At 58.0% G+C, this 18,958-nt stretch carries 20 protein-coding genes; 5 read left to right on the top strand and 15 right to left on the bottom strand.

The window, feature by feature from the left end; genetic code table 11:
- Positions 1-447: 447 nt before the first annotated feature.
- The 8 genes from CLG94_RS11845 to CLG94_RS11810 form a co-directional block, all read right to left on the bottom strand.
- The gene (locus tag CLG94_RS11845; protein WP_107563808.1) at positions 448-1,494 is read right to left on the bottom strand and encodes a lysylphosphatidylglycerol synthase transmembrane domain-containing protein; all 1,047 of its coding nucleotides are present in this window, start codon (positions 1,492-1,494) and stop codon (positions 448-450) included.
- Between the two features lie 11 nt (positions 1,495-1,505).
- Positions 1,506-2,708 (bottom strand): radical SAM protein, encoded by a 1,203-nt coding sequence (locus CLG94_RS11840; protein ID WP_107563806.1) that lies wholly within the window; start codon positions 2,706-2,708, stop codon positions 1,506-1,508.
- Positions 2,709-2,718: 10 nt separating this feature from the next.
- Positions 2,719-3,921: a 2,3-bisphosphoglycerate-independent phosphoglycerate mutase gene (locus CLG94_RS11835; RefSeq protein WP_107563804.1), complete on the bottom strand. Its 1,203-nt coding sequence runs from the start codon at positions 3,919-3,921 to the stop codon at positions 2,719-2,721.
- A 61-nt stretch (positions 3,922-3,982) separates the two neighbouring features.
- Positions 3,983-5,194 carry a molybdopterin molybdotransferase MoeA gene (locus tag CLG94_RS11830; RefSeq protein WP_193450660.1) on the bottom strand — a complete coding sequence of 404 codons (1,212 nt, stop codon included), beginning with the start codon at positions 5,192-5,194 and terminating at the stop codon, positions 3,983-3,985.
- Positions 5,195-5,265: 71 nt separating this feature from the next.
- A complete protein-coding gene (gene trxB, locus CLG94_RS11825) occupies positions 5,266-6,198 on the bottom strand; it encodes a thioredoxin-disulfide reductase (RefSeq protein ID WP_107563802.1) in 933 nt (310 codons plus the stop codon).
- A 1-nt stretch (position 6,199) separates the two neighbouring features.
- Entirely contained in the window at positions 6,200-6,736 is a 537-nt protein-coding gene (locus CLG94_RS11820; RefSeq protein WP_107563801.1) for a NuoI/complex I 23 kDa subunit family protein, read from the bottom strand.
- A 10-nt stretch (positions 6,737-6,746) separates the two neighbouring features.
- A complete protein-coding gene (locus tag CLG94_RS11815; protein ID WP_107563799.1) occupies positions 6,747-7,274 on the bottom strand; it encodes an NADH-quinone oxidoreductase subunit B in 528 nt (175 codons plus the stop codon).
- 116 nt (positions 7,275-7,390) lie between these two features.
- Complete coding sequence (locus tag CLG94_RS11810) at positions 7,391-9,025, bottom strand: NADH-quinone oxidoreductase subunit G (RefSeq protein WP_107563797.1); 1,635 nt, start codon at positions 9,023-9,025, stop codon at positions 7,391-7,393.
- 350 nt (positions 9,026-9,375) lie between these two features.
- Between CLG94_RS11810 and CLG94_RS11805 the strand changes: the two genes are divergently transcribed.
- The 4 genes from CLG94_RS11805 (at position 9,376) to thyX (ending at position 13,989) form a co-directional block, all read left to right on the top strand.
- Complete coding sequence (locus CLG94_RS11805; protein WP_107563795.1) at positions 9,376-9,885, top strand: CBS domain-containing protein; 510 nt, start codon at positions 9,376-9,378, stop codon at positions 9,883-9,885.
- A gap of 190 nt (positions 9,886-10,075) precedes the next feature.
- A complete protein-coding gene (locus tag CLG94_RS11800) occupies positions 10,076-11,989 on the top strand; it encodes a 2-oxoacid:acceptor oxidoreductase subunit alpha (protein ID WP_107563794.1) in 1,914 nt (637 codons plus the stop codon).
- Entirely contained in the window at positions 11,986-13,017 is a 1,032-nt protein-coding gene (locus CLG94_RS11795) for a 2-oxoacid:ferredoxin oxidoreductase subunit beta (RefSeq protein ID WP_239993233.1), read from the top strand. The genes CLG94_RS11800 and CLG94_RS11795 overlap by 4 nt, the downstream gene beginning before the upstream one ends.
- A gap of 189 nt (positions 13,018-13,206) precedes the next feature.
- Positions 13,207-13,989, top strand: coding sequence for an FAD-dependent thymidylate synthase (gene thyX, locus CLG94_RS11790; RefSeq protein ID WP_107563790.1), 783 nt, complete (start codon positions 13,207-13,209; stop codon positions 13,987-13,989).
- 94 nt (positions 13,990-14,083) lie between these two features.
- Here thyX and CLG94_RS11785 read toward each other — a convergent pair whose 3' ends face one another.
- The 4 genes from CLG94_RS11785 to CLG94_RS11770 form a co-directional block, all read right to left on the bottom strand.
- Positions 14,084-14,512 carry a pentapeptide repeat-containing protein gene (locus tag CLG94_RS11785; RefSeq protein WP_107563788.1) on the bottom strand — a complete coding sequence of 143 codons (429 nt, stop codon included), beginning with the start codon at positions 14,510-14,512 and terminating at the stop codon, positions 14,084-14,086.
- 158 nt (positions 14,513-14,670) lie between these two features.
- Entirely contained in the window at positions 14,671-15,252 is a 582-nt protein-coding gene (locus CLG94_RS11780; protein ID WP_107563786.1) for a beta-class carbonic anhydrase, read from the bottom strand.
- The gene (locus CLG94_RS11775) at positions 15,252-15,593 is read right to left on the bottom strand and encodes a type II toxin-antitoxin system PemK/MazF family toxin (protein WP_107563784.1); all 342 of its coding nucleotides are present in this window, start codon (positions 15,591-15,593) and stop codon (positions 15,252-15,254) included. Before CLG94_RS11775 ends, CLG94_RS11780 begins: the two co-directional genes overlap by 1 nt.
- Positions 15,578-15,820 (bottom strand): ribbon-helix-helix domain-containing protein, encoded by a 243-nt coding sequence (locus CLG94_RS11770; RefSeq protein ID WP_107563782.1) that lies wholly within the window; start codon positions 15,818-15,820, stop codon positions 15,578-15,580. Before CLG94_RS11770 ends, CLG94_RS11775 begins: the two co-directional genes overlap by 16 nt.
- Before the next feature lie 440 nt (positions 15,821-16,260).
- Here CLG94_RS11770 and CLG94_RS11765 point away from each other — a divergent pair, with 440 nt between their 5' ends.
- A complete protein-coding gene (locus tag CLG94_RS11765; RefSeq protein ID WP_107563780.1) occupies positions 16,261-16,707 on the top strand; it encodes a hypothetical protein in 447 nt (148 codons plus the stop codon).
- A gap of 216 nt (positions 16,708-16,923) precedes the next feature.
- On the opposite strand, the gene CLG94_RS11760 is transcribed toward CLG94_RS11765, so the two are convergent.
- The 3 genes from CLG94_RS11760 to CLG94_RS11750 all read right to left on the bottom strand — a co-directional run bounded on the left by CLG94_RS11760 (position 16,924) and on the right by CLG94_RS11750 (position 18,769).
- The gene (locus tag CLG94_RS11760; RefSeq protein ID WP_107563779.1) at positions 16,924-17,664 is read right to left on the bottom strand and encodes a DUF3386 family protein; all 741 of its coding nucleotides are present in this window, start codon (positions 17,662-17,664) and stop codon (positions 16,924-16,926) included.
- Between the two features lie 186 nt (positions 17,665-17,850).
- Entirely contained in the window at positions 17,851-18,174 is a 324-nt protein-coding gene (locus tag CLG94_RS11755; protein ID WP_107563777.1) for a hypothetical protein, read from the bottom strand.
- A gap of 289 nt (positions 18,175-18,463) precedes the next feature.
- Positions 18,464-18,769: a hypothetical protein gene (locus CLG94_RS11750; protein WP_239993232.1), complete on the bottom strand. Its 306-nt coding sequence runs from the start codon at positions 18,767-18,769 to the stop codon at positions 18,464-18,466.
- Positions 18,770-18,958 lie beyond the last annotated feature (189 nt).

Genomic DNA, 18,958 nt, shown 5'->3' with positions numbered 1-18,958 from the left:
TACGGGTTATCCAACGCCGTGCGTATGGGCTGCGGGATGAAGAATATCTGAGGCTGAAAATACTCACGTCCATGCTCCCGGCACTCTGAAAAACATGAAATTCACCCACTCGATTACGCGAAGAGCCATTCTAAGAAAACTATGATGTAGTTGTCAATTTCAATGCTGGAGTAGCAGTCTCCGTAGAAGTATTATGTTCCACCATCCTATCCAACATAGGATTTTTGAAAGACCAGATGTGGACAGCATTGTTGAAATCTCCCCCCGGCTTAATACATGCTGGGGCAGGCTCTCACCCCTCTTTTCCAAAGAGGGGTATTCACTCTACCTCCCCCTTTGAGAAAGGGGGATTGAGGGGGATTTGAAAGTAGGAGTACAGGATAAGGATACGCGCCAAATACCTCATCATGGTCCATCCGGCAAGGCCGACCTACAACGGAGTTCACCTTACAGCGCGGCGTCTGATTCTGTCTTGACAAGTGCGCTCCCTAGCCGCCGCCGACTCAGCGCCATCTCCAATGCGTACGTCCCCAGGCCGACTGCGGTCCAGAATATCTGGTTGATTCGCAGGATCATCGAAAACGCCACGCCCTCGCTGAAGGTAAAGCCGATTGCCCTTTCGAAGATCAGCGCGCGTGTCAGCTCCTGAGTCCCGAGCCCCGCCGGAACCATGAAGATAATGCAGTCGAACCAGCTTCCGAAGAACCAGATCGCGGACGCCTTGGTCCAGTCGTTCACGCCGAAGACAAACCAGAGGAAGAGCCCCGCCTGCACGATCCCCATCATACACGCCAGGGCGTGCCAGAACATCGCCAGGATCAGATCCTTCCCCTGCTTCTCGTAGTGACTGCGCAGCCGGCCGTCCAATTCGGCAAGGTTCGTCTCGACCCACTCGCGCGCCTGCCGCCCGGCAACAACCCCTACGGCACGGCCAAGAAACCCACTGAACCACCCCTGCCGCTGCACGACCAGAAAACCGATGAAGCCGCCCCACATAGCCGCGCTCGCGGCCCAGAACGTAAGTTTCAGGCCCAGGTCTAGCGGCGTCCAGAACAGGACCACCGCAGACCCCAAAAAGGCCATCCCGAACTGTACGATGCCGTACGTGAACTTGTCGATGATCACTACTCTCGCCGCCTCGCTACGCGAGACGTGCTTTTCCAGGAGCATCACCTTGACCACCTCACCACCAAACCCGGAGGTCGGCGTGATGAAGTTGTACGCCGCTCCGGTACAGCGCATGTACAACAGGCTTACCAGCGGCACCTTCGGGCTGTCCGGGCTGAAGCAGTAGCGTGTCGCTATGGCGCGCATGACGTCGCCCACCCCCTCCAGCGCAAGGAAGAGGACAATCCCAAATCCGAAGTGTACGACTCCCTCCCACAGCTCCCGCGCTCCCGCTTTATAGATCAGGTAGCTGAAGAGTACAACGCCGGCGAGCGGCGCAAGAACGTGGAAGATTCGGGAGCTGCGCTTATTCGTTTCCTGGCTCATTGCCGGTCCATCTAATGTTCGGTGAGTTGACAGCAGCGGTTGCAGATTGGCAGGAGGCCGCCCTGCTCCGACAGCATCCGCCGGAAGGTCTGATACTTGTCGCCGAACCAGATATCGAGAAACGGCTTCTCGTTGACGTTTCCCATCGAGAGCGGCTCGTCCGTAAAGAGGTTACACGGATAGACGTGACCGTCGACGTCGATCGTCGGCTCAAGATAGGGTACCGGGCAGTGGGTGCGCCCGAGATTCCAGTTGTAGTCCGTATATAGTTTTGGAATTTCCGCCAATGGGATCGATGGGAGGTGGTGAACGAAAAAGTCGTAATCCTTGGTCTTGAGTTGGCGGATCGTCTGAGCGATCTCCTTCGCCTCCTCCTCAAAATCGCGATAGTCCTCAACGAACCCTGTCCAGCTCGTGGGGCCGCTTATATCGAAGTACTTTGCGATCATCTTATTATAGGCTTCGCCATTGGCCGTGGAAACCCAAATCGGGTTCGATTTGATGCAAAGGACGTCCAGCAACCCCTTCCCAGCCAGCTCCTCGCAAAGCTTATATGCCGACAGGGCCTTGTTGTGGCGCGTCATGGTGAAGCTCACATGCACAAGCGGCGTATGACGGTTGCGGCGCTGCCGCTCCATAATAATCGCCTCCAACCCCTCCAGCATCTTATCGTACGCCCAATCTGCCTGGCGTACAAAGTTGTGCGCGTCCTTGTCACCGTCGACCGACACATGGATCGCATCGATCCCCGTGTCGATTAGCTCGCGCGCATACTTTTTTAAGAGTGTGCCGTTGGTGACAGGCTTCACGAAGAGACGGTGGCGCTTGAGCATCCGGAAGAGCTCGATGATCTGAGGATAGAGAAACGTCTCGCCACCCTCCAAATCAACGTATCTTAGACCGTGTGGCACAAGCTCCTCCACAACCCCCTCGATTACCTGAAGATCGAGTTTGCGCTGGAGCTTGGCGGTATCGTAACTGAAGTACGTCCCCGTATCGCCCCACTGGCCGCACATCTTACAGCGGAGGTTACAGCCGTAGATGACGCGCAGGTCGAGCTTGACGGGATAAAAGGTCCCCTTCTCAGGAAGGTTATTGTTCGCGAGCTGTCTGACAGTTTTGTCGTAGGCGCTCCTTCGGAGGACGAAGTAGTAGTAGCGCGGGTTTTCGACAACGCCCTGAAAGAGGCGCCAGTAGAGGCCGACTTTTGACATACATTACCCCTCACGCCCCAAACTTCTTGAACCTCAGAGCGTTGGCCATTGCCAGGGGCATAAGATCGATTGCCGGCATTCTCCCTAAAGGTCCCTGAGCGCACTCTCTTTCCGTAAATCTGCCGACCCCGGCGGAACGAGACCATCGTGACCAGAGCAGGAATGGCACCGGATGCCAGCTATGGCCTTTAAGAATAGCCGGTGTCGAATGATCGCCGGTCACGATAAACACATCGGGGTGGAAATTCAGGAAATCCGGAATGCGCCGATCCAGCTCTTCCAGCGCGGCAACTTTCGCGTCAAAGTCGCCATCCTCTCCGGCTCGATCAGGCGCCTTGAAGTGTACGTAGAAGAAGTCATGCTGGTCGTAGTTCCGGGACAATGCGCGTAGCTCGTCATCCAAGTCGGCACAAAAGGGTAACGCATCCATCCCGATTAGCTTGGCGAGACCGCGGTACATCGGATAACAGGTAATCGCTACCGCCCGGAGCCGCAACAGATCCGGAAATGCAGGGAGCTGTGGCGGCGCGGCAAATCCCCTGAGTAGCACCATATTTGCCGGCTTTTCATCCTTCAGTGCCTCACGCGCCTGATCCAGGAACTGATTGACAAGCTCCGCCGTCCGTTCCGCTCCTGGGCTGACAACCTTTACAGGAAGGGGTCGCTCACCTGTGACCAGAGGATCGGATTCGGAGAGGGCATCAGAGAGCCCCTCCCCCCGAAACACGACGACAAACCGATGCTCCTTGACGGGCCTGACAATAACCTCCACCCCCTCGATCCTGATCTGATCGAGCTTGACACAGAGGCGCTGGCAGGTCTCAGTCGTAATTCGACCGGCGCGCCGGTCGACGACTCTTCCCTCCTCATCAAGCGTGCAGAAGTTACCTCGACTTGCCACATCGCTTGAACGAAGTTCCAGGTCGATACCGCACGCTTCAAGAACCCCTCGTCCGATTTGGTATATAAAAGGATCGTAGCCAAAGAGAGCGAGATGCCCCGGTCCACTGCCCGGGATAATCCCGGGACCCACCATGTCGATTAGACCGCAGAGGGAGCGCGCTGCAAGGGCATCAAGATTGGGGAGTCTGGCCACCTCCAACTCACTTCGACCATCCGTCTCTCTCGGCAGGCCCCCCAACCCGTCAGCTACCAACAGAACGATCTTGGAAGATGAGGAGATGGCTAGCTGTTTAACAAGTGTTAGATCCATGAAGGTGTCGCCTCCGGACAGCGCTGCCAGGCAATGACGTCGAGGACAATCGGATGGGTGATCAAAACAGGAGGACCGCCACAACTTCCCCCTTCTCAAGGAGGTCTACATTGGCAGGTATCTCGATATACCCCTCTGCGTCTGCCATCGAGGTGATGGCGCCCGACTCCTTGAAGGCCGGGACAACCTCCCCGGCATCGAGGCGGACCGGCAGGTATTGGTGCCGCCCTATCGTTGAGGTGTACCGACGGGACATCGGGGCTTTCAGTGAGGCGAGAGAGCGCGGGCTCAGTCTTGCCATCTTCCGAAGCGCGGGGGCCAGGATCCCATAGCCGTTGGTCAGACATGACGTGGGATAGCCCGGCATCCCGAGCAACAGATGGCCTTCCACAATGCCGCACATGGTGGGCTTTCCCGGCTTGACAGCGATGCCGTGAAACTTCAGCTCCCCCATCCGCTGTACCGCCTCCAGCATCATATCCCGCTCTCCCACAGAACTGCCCCCAGACAGGACGATGAGATCGTACGCGAGGGCCTCTCGGATCGTCGAGATAGTGGATTCCAATGTGTCCTTCATGATCGGGAAGATGTGCGGAAGACCACCGTTCTCGCTGATGAGCGCAGAGAGGGTATACGAGTTGATGTCGTAGATTTTCCCGGGATTGAGAACCTCTCCGGGCATGAGGATTTCGTTTCCGGAAGGGATCACGGCCACCTGGGGCTTCTGATAGACTCCAACCTTTTGCAGCCCAAGAGCCGCCAGCACTCCGATCTTGCTCGGGTCCAGGCGTACCCCGCGTTGCAGGACGAGGCGGCCCTGTGGAATGTCCTCGCCCATCGGTGAGGCGTGCTGTTGGGGATAGACAGGCTTGTAGACCTTCACCTTGGTGCTGTCCAGCTCCGTATCTTCTACCATGACGACGGCATCGGCGCCATCGGGCATCGGGGCTCCAGTCGCCACCTGGATGCAGCTCCCGGGGAGGACGCTCCGATGGGCGGACTCTCCGGCGTGAATCACCTCAATGAGTTCCAGAATCTTCGGTGAAAAGTTTCCAGCGCCGAACGTATCCTCTGCCCTGACCGCATACCCGTCCATGGCCGCCCGAGCAAAGGGCGGGACATCCATCGATGCGCAGATATCTTCGGCCAGAACCCGGCCGACCGCCTCAAGCGGCGCCACATGCTCAGTCCGCTCTATCGGCTGGGCCGCATCCATCACAATTCGCAGACCCTCCTCCAGGTCGAGGAGGGTCTTCATCGGTTTCATCACCATGATTTGCGTCTATCGCGTCTGTTGCGTCTATCGCGTCGTTGCACTTGGCGCCTCGCACCCCGAACGTTTCGTCACCCCAAGTTCTCCAGGTAGCGCTCGGCATCGAGGGCGGCCATGCACCCCGATCCGGCGGCGGTGATGGCCTGCTTGTAGACATGGTCCTGCACATCGCCGGCAGCAAAAACACCGGGGATGCTGGTCATCGTCCCGTGATGCGTCACAATATAACCTCGCTCATCCATCTCTAACTGCCCCGAGAACAGCGCGGTATTAGGGGAATGCCCGATCGCAACGAACACCCCATCGCAGTTGAGCGTCTCCAGCAATGTCAAACCATCGACCCTGGTTGTGATCCCGGTTACCTTTCCTTGTGACACGTCAAGAATCTCTACAATCGTTCGATTCCACAAGAACTCGATCTTCGGATTCTTGAAGGCCCGTTCTTGCATGATCTTCGACGCTCGAAGCTTATCGCGCCGATGAATCAGCGTGACCTTCGTCGCGAACTTCGCGAGGAAGATCGCCTCCTCAACAGCCGAGTCGCCCCCGCCCACGATAGCCACGTGCTGATCTCTAAAAAAGAAACCATCGCACGTGGCGCAGGTCGAGACCCCATGCCCCAGCAGCTTGCGTTCAGATTCGAGCCCGATCAGATTCGCCGAAGCGCCAGTCGCGATGATCAGCGCATTGGTCTGACGCGCTTCATTTTCTACGGTGATGGTAAACGGCCTTCTGCTCAGATCCACGGCCGTAACATCCCCGCTCAAGAACCTCGTGCCAAACCGCTCCGTCTGCTGTCGCATCGAACGAATCAGGTCAGGTCCCAGGAGCCCATCCGGGAATCCCGGATAGTTCTCTACCAGCGTCGTCAGGACCAACTGCCCACCGGCCTCGGTTCCTTCGATCAGGAGGGGACGTAGATTGGCTCTGGCGGTGTACAGGGACGAAGTCAGGCCTGCCGGACCTGAGCCAAGGATGATTACATCTTCCACTGGATCACTCATCTCAGGCAGAGGGTGCCGTAGCCCCTACCTCCACCTTCTCGGGCTCGGGAACCGGTGGTTTTTCGGGAACTGACGGCCTTTCGGGGGTCGTCGGAGAGGGGAAGTAGCGGTCGGCGGTCAGGGTCCGTAAATCGTAGACCAAGCTACTGCGATCGGCTGAGCTGAGTTCGCCGATCCGCGTCCACATCGTAATAGCGTCGAAGGGGCACACCTCGACGCAGAGGTTACAGTACATGCAGAGGTTGTGATCGATGGCAAACGCTGACGGGTGACGGTTCTTCCCCTTGCCGGTACCGGTGAGCTCGATACAGCGGGTGGGGCAGATTTTGGCGCAGGCCTCGCAGGCGGTACACTTGAGCTGTCCGGTAGATTCCTCGATGGTCAGTACGTGGCGGTTCAGCGCGCGCAACGGTTGCGGCCGCTGCTCATCGGGATACTGGACGGTGATAGCACGGGTAAAGAGGTAGCGGAGCGTCACCCACATGGAGCGAAGAATGCTCGCGCTGCCGCCGAACAGGTCTGAGAAGTAGCGTCCCATGGTGCCCCCCTTAGGCCGCCACCAGGGGCGTGGGCAGGGTCGGCCGGCCGCCTGGTTTGCCGCGCGCGCCGCGGGTGATCTGATCCTGGAGGGTGAGGATACCGAAGATGAGCGCCTCAGGGGTGGGCGGGCAGCCGGGAACGTAGACATCGACCGGGACAAGCAGGTCCACCCCCTTCACGACGTGGTAGGTGTCGTAGTAGAATGGGCCACCGGAGATGGCGCAGGCGCCCATGGCAATCACCCACTTGGGGTCAGGCATCTGCTCGTAAAGGGTCTTGATGCGAGGAGCCATCTTCTCGGTAACGGTCCCGGCAACGATCATGACGTCGGACTGGCGGGGGGATGGGCGAAAGACACCGGCCCCAAACCGGTCAAGATCGTAACGGGAAGCGCCGGCGGCCATCATCTCGATCGCGCAACAGGCCAGACCAAAGGTCATCGGCCACGGGGAAGACTTACGGGCCCAGTTGAAAAGCCACTCGACCGTCGTCGTGACGACGCCCGGATTCATTTGTGTGTTGTCGAACAATCCCATCAGAAGTCTCCTTGCAAATGTAAGCATTCAGCCGTCAGCATTCAGCAACCGGATTCTGTTTTTCTTCCGCCCGTGCTTTCGCTGAGCGCTGAGGGCTGATAGCTTCGGTATTGCTGTTATCTTGCCACCGGCGTATCCGCCAATGGCGTTCCCAACTCACTGATGCTCTCGTACGTCACGCCTGCATATGCCGAAACTGATTGGGCGAGAGCATTCCACACCGCTTCCGCGTTCCCTTCCACAAGGGGAAGTTCCAGTTGGCGTGCGAGACGCTGAAGGATCTCGGCAAGCGAAATCGCGCGACCTAATGGTTCCAGCGCAGGCTGGAGGCGCTGAACCCTTCCCGCGAAATTTGTGAACGTTCCCTCTTTTTCGTAAAAGCTTAATCCTGGAAGGACAACATGCGCCAGCTTTGCCGTCGCTGTCAAGAATAAATCGTGAGCGACCAGCAGCTCTAGCTTCTCAAGCGACTCTGCAACGGCAAGTTCTCCTGACAGTGCAGTCACCAGATCCTCCCCAAAGACGAGCAAGGCAGCCAACCGACCTTCGCTTGCGGCGTGGAGCATCTCTCTGGTCCCCATCCCCTGGGCCCTTGGGAGAAGTCCCAGCGTGCGCATCCCGACTGAGTTAGGGTACTTATCGGTCCGCCGAAGCAGGTGATCTTCCGGCGCATCGCCCCCAGTATCCTGAGATCGCCTCACCCGGTGATCTATGTTTGAAATGCCGAGCCTTTCTCCAAACAGGTGTCGAATGAGGAATGCCTCCTCGTTGGTCAGCCGTGCCGATGCGATCACACCGATGGCCTCGGCTCCCTTCTCCCGGAGGATTCGGGCGATGTCGTCGGCAATGCGGCCGATCGCCTCGTTCCAGCTCACCGGCTGCAACTCACCATCTCGCTGTATCAATGGCTGACCGATCCGTCCTGGGTCCTCAGCAAAATGAAACCCGAAGCGGCCCTCGTCACAGATCCAGTGTCCATTGACCTCATTGTTCACTCTGGGGCGGATGCGGAGAATCTGCTGGCCCTGCTCCTTATGCCGAACATCCACCGTCATGTTGCACCCGGCGCTGCACAGCCCACATATCGACGGAACCTGTTTGACCAGATCCCATGGCCTCGCGGCAAATCGATAGTCCCTGCTTGTCAGTGCCCCTACCGGACAGAGGTCGATCACGTTCCCCGAGTATCTGTTATCCAGGCTCTGACCAGGGAAGAGGCCGATCTCGGATCGGTCGCCTCGGCCGAACACGCCCAGTTCTGCAGTACCCGTCACATCCTGACAAAATCGGACACAGCGTGTACACAAAATGCACCGCTCCGCGTCGAAGATGATGAACTGGCCGATCGGCTGGTGCTTAATGCGATGGATCTTCGGTTCGATAAAGCGGCTTTCGCCTGGGCCGAACTTGAGCGTGTAATTCTGAAGCGGACACTCTCCACCCTTATCGCAGACGGGACAATCGAGTGGGTGGTTCAGCAGCAGAAACTCCAGCACCGCATTCCTGGCCTTTTTCACGCGTTCAGAGGCCGTGAACACCTCCATCCCATCCGCAACGGGGGTGGCACATGAGATCACCAGCTTTGGGGCTCCCTGCACCTCCACCTGACACATCCGACAACTGCCCACCACGCGGAGTTTTGGGTGATAGCAAAAATGCGGTATCTCGCCACCGGTCCGCAGAACCGCTTCGAGAATTGACGTCCCGGCGGGAACCTGCATCGGCATACCATCAACGATCAGCTCAACCAAGTCACACCCTCTGAGGCCAGGCCTCACCACGGCCCACGATAATACAACCTGAGCAAACGATCAGCCCTCAGCGGCCGGCTCTTTGTGATACACCCCTCTGCCCTATCGGAGGCTGATAGCTGAAGGCTGAATGCTGAATGCTATTTTCTAGCTAAATATAGTAGAGCTCCCAGAGACTGTCAACTGCAAAGTAGCCTATTCTACACGTCGCGCATGCCCTCCCCCCCTGCTTTCACCTTGACTTCGCGTCACACTACGGCTATCGTTAGATCGATAAGGAGGCGAGGTGGAAAGCTGAAATACTTAGCGGTTTAGCGCACTCTGGCATCAAGATCAGGAGGCTGACCATCATGGGCATTGCAGCAAGCGAGTTTGAGGACGCGTACGAGGACACCGAGAGAGCAGATGGTGCGATCCTGATGGTGCCCATTCGAGAGCTGGGGCCGCGTGATCCGATCTGTGTTCGTGTAGGTACCCCATTGCGGGACGCGACCACGGCGATGAACGACGCCCATGTCGGCTGCGTACTGGTGACGGAAGGCGACCGGCTTGTCGGAATCCTCACGGAGCGGGACATCCTGAAGAAGGTAGCGGGACATCTCGACCTGGATAGTCCTGTCGAGAGGACTATGACCCATAATCCTGAGACCGTAGTCATGGACGATAGCATCGCCCATGTCCTCAACAAGATGCACACTGGCGGCTACCGTCATATTCCGGTGCTCGACGGGCAGGGCAGACCGGTGGGCATTGTGTCGATGCGGAACGTTGTCAAGTTCATCGTCTCCCTGTTTCCCACCGTAGTGCTCAATGAACCGCCTGAGCCCGGCCTCTCGGCGCGAGAGCTCCATGGTGGTTAGTGGACGGCTGGCCACTCACGAGAATGAATTACCCCGCGGCAAGCTGCGGGGTATCGTCTTCTGTTCTGGCCCGTCATTCCGTGCTTGACACGGAATCCAGTCGGGCCCTCTGGATACCGGCTTCCGCCGGTATGACGAACTCGCGGCAAGCCGCGGGGTATCGCCCCTCAACGAGAACGAAAGGACCTAGATGACTGACAGCGAGAGTACACCGTCTACGCCTGTGGTACCGCGCCGACCGATAAGCGAGTTAGAGACCGTCGTCGTCCGCTTTGCCGGCGATTCAGGCGATGGCATGCAGCTTACCGGAACAGAATTCACCAAGAGCGTTGCGCATGAAGGGAGTGACCTGGCGACCTTTCCGGACTTCCCGGGTGAGATTCGGGCGCCGGCTGGAACGCTGGCAGGCGTGTCGGCCTACCAGATTCACTTCTCGAGTCAGAAGGTATTTACGCCGGGCGATCAGCCGGACGTTCTGGTGGCGATGAACCCGGCCGCACTGCGCATCAACCTGCCGGATCTCCCATCTAGCGGCATCCTCATTCTGAATGCCGGCACGTTCACCCGAGCCAACATCGAGAAGGCCGGCTACGCCTCGAACCCGATCGAAGACGGTAGCCTTTCCAAATATCAGGTCTATGCAATCGATATCTCGAAGCAGACATCGCTCGCCCTGGAGGGGATGGGGTTGACGGCCAAGGAGGTTGGACGCTGTAAGAACTTCTACGCGCTCGGTCTCATGTTCTGGCTGTACACCCACCCCACAGAGCGCGAAGAAAAGAGCATCCGGGCCAAGTTCCAGAAGAACCCGAAGCTTGCCGAGGCTAACGTCGCGTCGTTTCGGGCCGGCTACAACTATGGCGAAACCACTGAGATCTTTCCATCACGCTACTTCGTGCCACCGGCCCCAATCGTACCCGGCACATACCGTCACATCACCGGGAACGAGGCCACCGCGATCGGTCTCGTCACCGCCGCGCAACTCGCATCACTGCAGCTCTTTTACGGCAGCTACCCCATTACACCCGCCTCCGATATCCTGCACACACTCTGCATGTACCGGCACTACAACGTGATCACATTTCAGGCCGAGGACGAGATAGCGGCTGTCACAGCCGCAATTGGGGCGTCGTATGCGGGCGCTATCGGGACCACCGGAACCTCTGGTCCGGGCCTGGCGCTCAAGGGCGAAGCGATCGGCCTGGCGGTGATGACTGAGCTCCCCCTGGTCATCGTGAACGTGCAGCGCGGCGGACCGTCCACGGGCCTTCCGACCAAGACCGAGCAGGCCGATCTCTTGCAGTCGATGTTCGGACGGAACAGCGAGTGTCCGGTGGCGGTGGTTGCTCCGGCGACACCTGGCGACTGCTTCTGGATGGCCATTGAAGCCGTACGGATCGCCATACGCTATATGTGTCCGGTGATCTACCTCTCGGACGGCTACCTGGCTAACGGCGCCGAGCCCTGGAAACTTCCCGAGGTCGCTTCCCTGCCGAAGATTCCGGTTACGTTCAGGACCGATCCGCAGGGCTTCTACCCCTATCTACGCGACCCCGAGACACTGGCGCGCCCATGGGTGATTCCCGGGGCGCCGGGCCTGGAGCACCGCATCGGCGGTCTTGAGAAAGAAGATATCACCGGCCATGTCTCGTATGATCCGCTCAACCACGAGCAGATGGTTCGGCTACGGGCCGAGAAGATCGCACGTATCGTCCACGAGATCCCGGAGGCACAGGTCTACGGCGATCCCTCAGGCGACCTGCTTATCGTGGGGTGGGGGTCAACCTACGGGGCGATCACGCATGCGGTCAAACTCCTCCGCCAGCAGGGGCACCGCGTCTCATCGATGCACCTGCGCTACCTGAACCCGATGCCTGCAAACGTAGGCCAGGTACTGGCTAGCTTTCGACGCGTACTGGTGCCGGAGATGAACCTCGGGCAGTTACTAATGATGCTGCGGGCACAGTTCCTGGTTGACGCGGTGGGGCTCTGCAAGGTTCAGGGCAGGCCATTCAAGGTCTCTGAGATCATGGCCAAGGCGGAAGATCTCCTGGGTGTCCATGAGCGTGCTGAGTTCGCCACGCACGCAGAGGTGGCATCATGATGCCTCAGGACGGCAGTAACGAGTGCGCCGCCAAGCTTACACGCAAGGATTTCATCTCGAATCAGGATGTCCGCTGGTGCCCAGGCTGTGGCGACTATGCCATCCTGGCGAGTCTGCAGCGGGTGATGCCGGAGCTGGGCGTCCCGCGCGAGAAGATCGTCTTCGTCTCTGGGATCGGCTGCTCATCGCGGTTCCCGTACTACATCAACACCTACGGATTTCACTCGATTCACGGCCGCGCTCCGGCGGTGGCGACGGGCATCAAAATCACGCAGCCCGATCTGGCGGTGTGGGTGATCACCGGTGACGGCGACGGGCTGTCGATCGGCGGCAACCACCTCATTCATACGATGCGCCGCAATGTGGACATGAAGATCCTGCTTTTCAACAACCGTATTTACGGCCTCACAAAAGGTCAGACCTCACCGACCAGCGAGCAGGGCATGAAAACTAAGTCCACGCCGCTTGGATCGCTCGACCGTCCCTTCAACCCACTTTCAGTGGCGATCGGGGCGTCGGCAACGTTTGTCGCGCGGTCGATCGATGTCGACAGCCCGCACCTGCAATACGTGTTGCGGCGTGCCGCCGAACATAAAGGCACGGCGTTCGTGGAGATCTACCAGAACTGTAACGTATTCAACGACGGGACGTGGGAATCGGTCGCTGATAAGGATGTGCGGAGCGACCGGCTGCTCGTCCTGGAACACGGTAAGCCGCTCGTGTTCGGCAAAGAGCGGGAGAAGGGCATACGGATGCGCCCCGACATGTCCCCAGAGGTTGTCGAAATTGATGGTGATACCTCAGGGCTGCTGATTCACGACGAGAGACGACAAGACGAGGGATACCACTTCATGCTGTCGCGGCTCACGGGCCCGGAGTTCCCTCAGCCAATCGGTGTACTGCGCGCCGTCCGCGAGCCGACCTATGACGAACTCATTACCGAGCAGGGCCGCGCCGTCACCCCGCAACAAGGCAAAGCCGACCTTCAGACGCTTCTGTACTCCGGCGAGACCTGGGTTGTTTCATGAGCGATCAGCCATCAGCAATTAGGGCTCAGTTAGAAGCTGCGCTGTCAACGCGTAGGCCCTCTACCTCTGGCGCTCTCATGACTACCGTAGATATTTACAGCTTCAATATTTCCCTTGATGGTGGGATGCTCGAACTATCAGAATAGGTGACTAGATGCAGCGGGGTTTTTCGCATATGAGGAGGGCAACGTGAAGCAGGTAGAGCCGAAGGTCTTTCTCCTGGCTAGACCAGCGATAGATGCCGAGGGGCTCGCCGCCTATCTGCAGGCTGTGGGCGCCCCTGGGTGGATGACCGATGCCCCCTCAGCGGCAGAGCAACTGATCGAGGTGGCTGGGCGCGCCTGCTATCGCTCCTTTGAGCCGGGCCTCAACCCCAATGTCACCAAGGTCCGGGAGGGCAGCCAAGCCTATCTGCAGAATATCCTACAGGTCAAACATGGCAGCGTCCTGGAGCACGCCAACTGGACCTTCGCGTTCTTCCACGTCAGCCGAGTTTTGACCCATGAGCTGGTGCGGCATCGCGCCGGGACCGCCATCAGCCAGGAGAGTCTGCGCTTCGTGAGGCTGACCGAGATTCCGATCTGGCTCCCCCCCGAGATTCGCGACAATCCGGAGGCGCGTGCGATCTTCGAGGAGGCGGTGGTCAACGGTGAGGAGGTACAACAGCGATTGGCGGAGGTCTTAAAGATCGAAGGACGACCGTTTCACGAGAAGAAGGTTCTCACCTCTGCCATCCGCCGAATCGCCCCCGATGGGGTGGCCACCACCCTCATCTGGACGGCAAATGCCCGGACACTCCGGTGGGTGATCGAGACCAGAACCGCGCCAGGAGCCGAAGTGGAAATCCGAAGCGTCTTCGGGAAGGTCGCCGAGATCATGACCCGGGAGGCCCCCAACCTCTTCGGGGATTTCACGCCAATCCCCTTACCAGACGGCACCTGCCAGTGGCAACCCGATCATAGCAAGGTGTAAGCAACGCCGCCTTGGATCGGTGAGCTTCACGCCGCTCATCTGTCCGTTGAGGGCAGCGCCCCCTAAACGCTGATGACTTTCCGGTAGAGCATGGTTAGTCTTCAACAACTATTCCTAACGCTTTCAAGAAAGACTCGACTTGTGCTTTCTTAATTTTTGTTAAACCGCCACGCCCCCACAATTTCACGTGAAAGAGATCGGCGTCTCCGAGATTGGTGTCTCCGAGGTTGGTGCCTGCGAGATTGGCGTCCCGGAGGTTAGCGCCCCTAAGGTTGGCACCAGAGAGGTTGGCGTCCCTCAGGTTAGCACCCTGGAAGTTAGTGCCCTGGAGGTCGGCGTCTCGAAAGTCGGCACCCCCGAAGATGGCGCCCCCGAGGTCGGCGTCTCGAAGGTTGGCGTTCCTCAGATCGGCGTTCATGAGGGGGAACTCTTGTCTGACTGCTTCGATCACTGCATCGCGAATCGTCTCTTTCTCCGATTCGTAAATGATCTTGTCACGGGCGTACCAAGAAACAATTTTCATTATCGTTACCTATTGTTACTGCTTCGGTTGCGGGTTCCTGCCGGCCACCATGGCCGCACCCTCCCCTACCCTAAAACACACAACACCTGGACGCAGTAAATATAATTGGGCTCAGCAATGTGTCAAGAAAAAAGTAGAGCAGGACGTATCAGCGTCTTTTACGCTGCCTTCCCGATTCGTGTGGCTTCAGGGACCTCGACAAGCTGCCCGGTCTTCACGTCGTAGATGTAGCCATAGATGGGAATGTCGCGTGGGACCAGCGGGTGCGCCCTGATGCGTCGTACATCCGCACAGACGCTCTCGGCCTGGTCCCCGACGGTCAACCAGTCGATAAACGTCCCTTCCGTCGACCCTGGACCTTGACCGGTATCGTGCCATCCGCCGGCATCGATAGTCGCGGTCTTGAGGCTCTTGGCCAGCAGCCCGCGCATGACATCGTCGGTAAACGTCTCCATTCCGCAATTGGTGTGGTGGATGACAAACCATTCCCGAGTTCCGAGGAGTTTGTAGGAAATGACCAGCGACCGGATGGCGTCATCGCTGGCGCGACCACCCGCATTGCGAATCACGTGGGTATCCCCTTCCGATAGTCCCGCGTACTTAGCCGGATCAAGCCGCGCGTCCATACAGGTCAGGATAGCGAACCGTCGCCCCGGCGGCATTTGTAGCTTACCCTTGTCTCCAAAATCGGCCACATAGGCCCTATTGGCGGCGAGTACCTCATCTCGAATCGTGCTCATTAGGCTCCTCCCATGATTTCGGTTAACCCTTCAATAACCTGAGACACCTCTTCCGGAGTGGCGTTTCCCAACCGCTTCCCAATTCGTTCCACGGCCAGCGTGCGGACCTGGCTGATCTTGGCCCACGAGCGTTTCGGCAAACCCTTCGCACTCAATTCTAGGGTCAGCGGAAAACCCGCACGCTGGGGCTGGCTGGTGATCGCCACAGCGATCACCGTCCCGGAGCGCTCATTGAATACGTCGTGACTTAAGATCAGAACCGGACGCAATCCCGCCTGCTCTTTTCCGCGGACCGGATTCAGGTCCGCCCAGCGAATCTCTCCCCTCAGTATTCCGGCCATTCGGATAAATCCTCCGAAAGCCCCTCCTCCGCAAGGGCCTTCTCAAAGGCAGGATCCAGCTTCGCGCATTCCTGAGCAAGACGGCCCCGCTTAAGGCGTTCCAACTTCTCCTCGACCGCCACTTGAATCGCCTGGCTGCGATTCGGGAAGACCTCACCGCGCACAAGGCGGTCGAGCCGATCCAGAGTGTTCTCATCGAGAGATATAGCGATCTTTGACTTAGCCATCGGCGACACCTCCATGAGTATTACAATATGTCATACCACTGGCCAGGTCAAGCACAGAAATAAGGACTGAGCCTACTCGAGCGGCAGACTGAAGACGGCTTTCGGTGCGTGGCAATGTTTCCTCCGAGTAGCGCGCTGCTGCTGGAGGGCATCGCCTTCACCGATGGTCTCGAGCGTTCCGTATCGGTTGAAGGCCGTTTCCACCGTCTAAAACTGTTTCGCTTTTCCCACTTCAATCACTCACCGTAAAATGAAGAGGGTTAACGGTTGTCCGCCCGATCTTGACCTTCCAGCCGGATTCCCGCATACTCCACACTATGAAAACGCTACTTCAGGTAGGTCCCAACGGGCGTGTGCCCGTACCGCCTGACAAGCCATTGCTTGTCAGTTGCATGCGATATTCACGTGATCCTCGTCCCAGGCATTCATAGGGAGGTCTGATGGGAAAGCGGCAGGCACCCGTCCGCAAGTCGGTCAAGGACGTCCTGGCAGATCTGCTGGCGGGACACCGCGAGGCGGCCTTCGGCGGGCCGGAATCCGCGCTGAAGTATCTGCACCGCACCGTCGAAGGCCAGACAAGTCTACCCAATGCGGTGAAAGCGGTGGCATACGACCTGTACGCCGAGGCTCAAGCTCAGTGCGGACAGTGGGAGGACTGTGCGGCCTCCGTGGGCGTATCCCTGGGCTACCTGCCGGAGCTTGAGGCGGCCTTCCCGCACGAGTACCGCCGAATGCTGGAAGGCATGGCCTGTTTTGAGCGGGGTATCCAGGCCTACATCGAGCTCGGCAACTTCCCTGCTGCCCTGAACCTCTGCGACCGGGCCATGGCCCTGAACTTGGGCGAGCACTACGAGGCCAAGCGCGATTCCCTAGCGTGGGCACAGTAGGCGGCTGGCCGAGGCATTCGACGCAGAGCGCCTCCGCGATATCGCGACAACCATCCGCATTCAGCCAACAAAGAGGCGACACCATTCCCGTAAAAAGCACGGCAGTTGATTTTTACGGTCGGCGTTCTAACGATTTTCTCATTTCAAGTAGTCGCTGTCACTATTTTAGGAAGATGGCCACATTCCCGCTTTCCTGTACGCCGATGGCACCAGGAATCAGGAAGCCGGGGCCTTGGCCGCTGCTTTCGGAAGCAGGCGGTGCTCTTGAAACTGAAGCGTCGATACCTCGATCTTTCCCCCTTGGGCGACGATGATCACACGGGACCTGGGAAGCCAGAACCCCTCTACCTCGACGTACTCATCGGTAAAGACGGTGCTTTTTACAAGCGAATCCTTTTCGTCGAACTGGAAGACGGCCACCTGCTTGGCCAAGAAGCCATGAAGCGTCGGAACGTGCTCTAAGACGTTGAGACTCAACGATCCTTTTTCTGTCTTCTGGCTGACCTGGAGGATCTGTCGACCCTTGATACGGTACGTCGATGAGGAGCGGTCGCCTTTCTTCACCAAGCGTCCCAGTGGATGCTGATCCTTAGGGCCGAAGGCAACCGGCGCATCCTCGTGCTTGTGTGTGTCCATTTTCAGCCTATGGTTAACGATCGACTTCATGATCCCTCTAGCCCATTCTGCCGCCTCCCGGTCTTGAAGCTCAACCTCCACCTTTCCAGAAGGGAGGACCGTCAGTTCACCACCCGATCTTTTTCCATCCTGGTTCACCTCTAGTTTCGCCTTAAACCCCGGGAAGCGATCCCACACGACTACGCGCTGGCGCGCTTCCTCCAGGAGGGCACGGGCCTCAGGATCGTCGTGAACCTCCTGGGCTTTCACGGGCTCACCTGCAAAGGCGAGAAAAAGGATGGCGAAACACAGGCTTTGGATCCAGTGTGACCGTCTCTTCATGGGTTCCTTCCTCCTCTCCAAGAGTTCTTAGCTCTCAGCAGAGCTGAGAGCATTTTGGGGCCGCGATCACGGATGTCATTGCTCTCCTTGGCGGCAGAGGCCTTCACACGGTATCACATCCCCGTCACCGTCCAGAGACCGGACGCAACGCTGCGTCAGATAATAGCGTTCACAAGGTGAGATGCATTAGTCGTGACCAAATTGAATGAACAGACCACCCGCCATGATGAGAGCCAAGCCCACCCAGGTCGAGCCCGGCACGCTCTCTCGGAAAACAAAGCGGCCGCACAAAATGCTGACAAGGGCGAAGAAAGCGATGTAGACCCCGAGCATCTTGGAGAAGTCCCACGTGATCGAGTTCACGACAAGTCCATAGCACCCTAGAAGCGCGCAACCCAAAAGGACAACTGCCAACCCACGCCCGCGCAAACCCTTGCGGACGACCGCGTCGCCAGCGACCTCGAGCAGGGCCGCCGCAATGAAGGCCAGCCACGGCAGCAGAGATTTCATGGTTCCACCTCTTGTCTTCGAGTTCCGCAATGCATCCGAGACCCCCGAGTCCCGCGCAGCAGGCTAACTATTGAGGACTATCAGTAGTTGGTTAGGCGCTTGGCCACTCGGATGGCGTAGATCCGTTTTCACCAACATGCAAATTTCTCGATTCGCAGAAGCCATCGGTTACAGCCGCCCCGCTTCAAGGAAGCTGAAGTAGCCGCTTCTGTTGAAAATGATGTGATCCAGCAGCGCGATGCTCATCACACCCACCGCCGCCTTGACGGGATGATTGTGCGCATATGACTCACGACGGGTTTACCAATGATCGATTCTTTAACAAGAGCGTGACAAACAAGACAATCAGCGAGCCCAATATCGCGCCAAGAGATGCCATTACAACCGCAGTCTCATTCTCTATTTTCCCAATGCTCATCAAGAACACTCCTATACTTCCCGCCATGCTACCAATAGCGCCGCACAAGAGACTGGCGCCAACACCTAAAGTCTTCTTGATCCGACTCGTTATTAAACCAATCACGAGACCGATAACAATCGCCTGGAAAGCCACGACGCCTATCGGAGTCATACTAATATCTGCTACCGTCGGCATAGTCTTTACTCCTTTTCAGGTTTCCACAGCGATGGAGCGTCAAGGTAAGCCACTGTAGGGATAATAGGGACAGACACAATACCGTCCGGCACATAATTTGCCCGGTTTGATTAAGGATCATATCTGAAGGTGGGGAAAAAGCAACAGCAACAGGATTTACCGGTTACGAAGGATTGCGGAGGGGTTTCG

It is taken from the genome of Candidatus Methylomirabilis limnetica (assembly GCF_003044035.1).
Lineage (GTDB): Bacteria > Methylomirabilota > Methylomirabilia > Methylomirabilales > Methylomirabilaceae > Methylomirabilis > Methylomirabilis limnetica.
This window is presented reverse-complemented; position numbering and strand designations above follow the sequence as displayed.

Excerpts from the sequence above, each read along its gene's own strand:
- CLG94_RS11845 (WP_107563808.1), bottom strand. The coding sequence starts at position 1,494 with ATGAGCCAGGAAACGAATAAGCGCAGCTCCCGAATCTTCCACGTTCTT.
- CLG94_RS11840 (WP_107563806.1), bottom strand. The coding sequence starts at position 2,708 with ATGTCAAAAGTCGGCCTCTACTGGCGCCTCTTTCAGGGCGTTGTCGAA.
- CLG94_RS11835 (WP_107563804.1), bottom strand. The coding sequence starts at position 3,921 with ATGGATCTAACACTTGTTAAACAGCTAGCCATCTCCTCATCTTCCAAG.
- CLG94_RS11830 (WP_193450660.1), bottom strand. The coding sequence starts at position 5,194 with ATGGTGATGAAACCGATGAAGACCCTCCTCGACCTGGAGGAGGGTCTG.
- trxB (WP_107563802.1), bottom strand. The coding sequence starts at position 6,198 with ATGAGTGATCCAGTGGAAGATGTAATCATCCTTGGCTCAGGTCCGGCA.
- CLG94_RS11820 (WP_107563801.1), bottom strand. The coding sequence starts at position 6,736 with ATGGGACGCTACTTCTCAGACCTGTTCGGCGGCAGCGCGAGCATTCTT.
- CLG94_RS11815 (WP_107563799.1), bottom strand. The coding sequence starts at position 7,274 with ATGGGATTGTTCGACAACACACAAATGAATCCGGGCGTCGTCACGACG.
- CLG94_RS11805 (WP_107563795.1), top strand. The coding sequence starts at position 9,376 with ATGGGCATTGCAGCAAGCGAGTTTGAGGACGCGTACGAGGACACCGAG.
- CLG94_RS11800 (WP_107563794.1), top strand. The coding sequence starts at position 10,076 with ATGACTGACAGCGAGAGTACACCGTCTACGCCTGTGGTACCGCGCCGA.
- CLG94_RS11795 (WP_239993233.1), top strand. The coding sequence starts at position 11,986 with ATGATGCCTCAGGACGGCAGTAACGAGTGCGCCGCCAAGCTTACACGC.
- CLG94_RS11785 (WP_107563788.1), bottom strand. The coding sequence starts at position 14,512 with ATGAAAATTGTTTCTTGGTACGCCCGTGACAAGATCATTTACGAATCG.
- CLG94_RS11780 (WP_107563786.1), bottom strand. The coding sequence starts at position 15,252 with ATGAGCACGATTCGAGATGAGGTACTCGCCGCCAATAGGGCCTATGTG.
- CLG94_RS11775 (WP_107563784.1), bottom strand. The coding sequence starts at position 15,593 with ATGGCCGGAATACTGAGGGGAGAGATTCGCTGGGCGGACCTGAATCCG.
- CLG94_RS11770 (WP_107563782.1), bottom strand. The coding sequence starts at position 15,820 with ATGGCTAAGTCAAAGATCGCTATATCTCTCGATGAGAACACTCTGGAT.
- CLG94_RS11765 (WP_107563780.1), top strand. The coding sequence starts at position 16,261 with ATGGGAAAGCGGCAGGCACCCGTCCGCAAGTCGGTCAAGGACGTCCTG.
- CLG94_RS11760 (WP_107563779.1), bottom strand. The coding sequence starts at position 17,664 with ATGAAGAGACGGTCACACTGGATCCAAAGCCTGTGTTTCGCCATCCTT.
- CLG94_RS11755 (WP_107563777.1), bottom strand. The coding sequence starts at position 18,174 with ATGAAATCTCTGCTGCCGTGGCTGGCCTTCATTGCGGCGGCCCTGCTC.
- CLG94_RS11750 (WP_239993232.1), bottom strand. The coding sequence starts at position 18,769 with ATGCCGACGGTAGCAGATATTAGTATGACTCCGATAGGCGTCGTGGCT.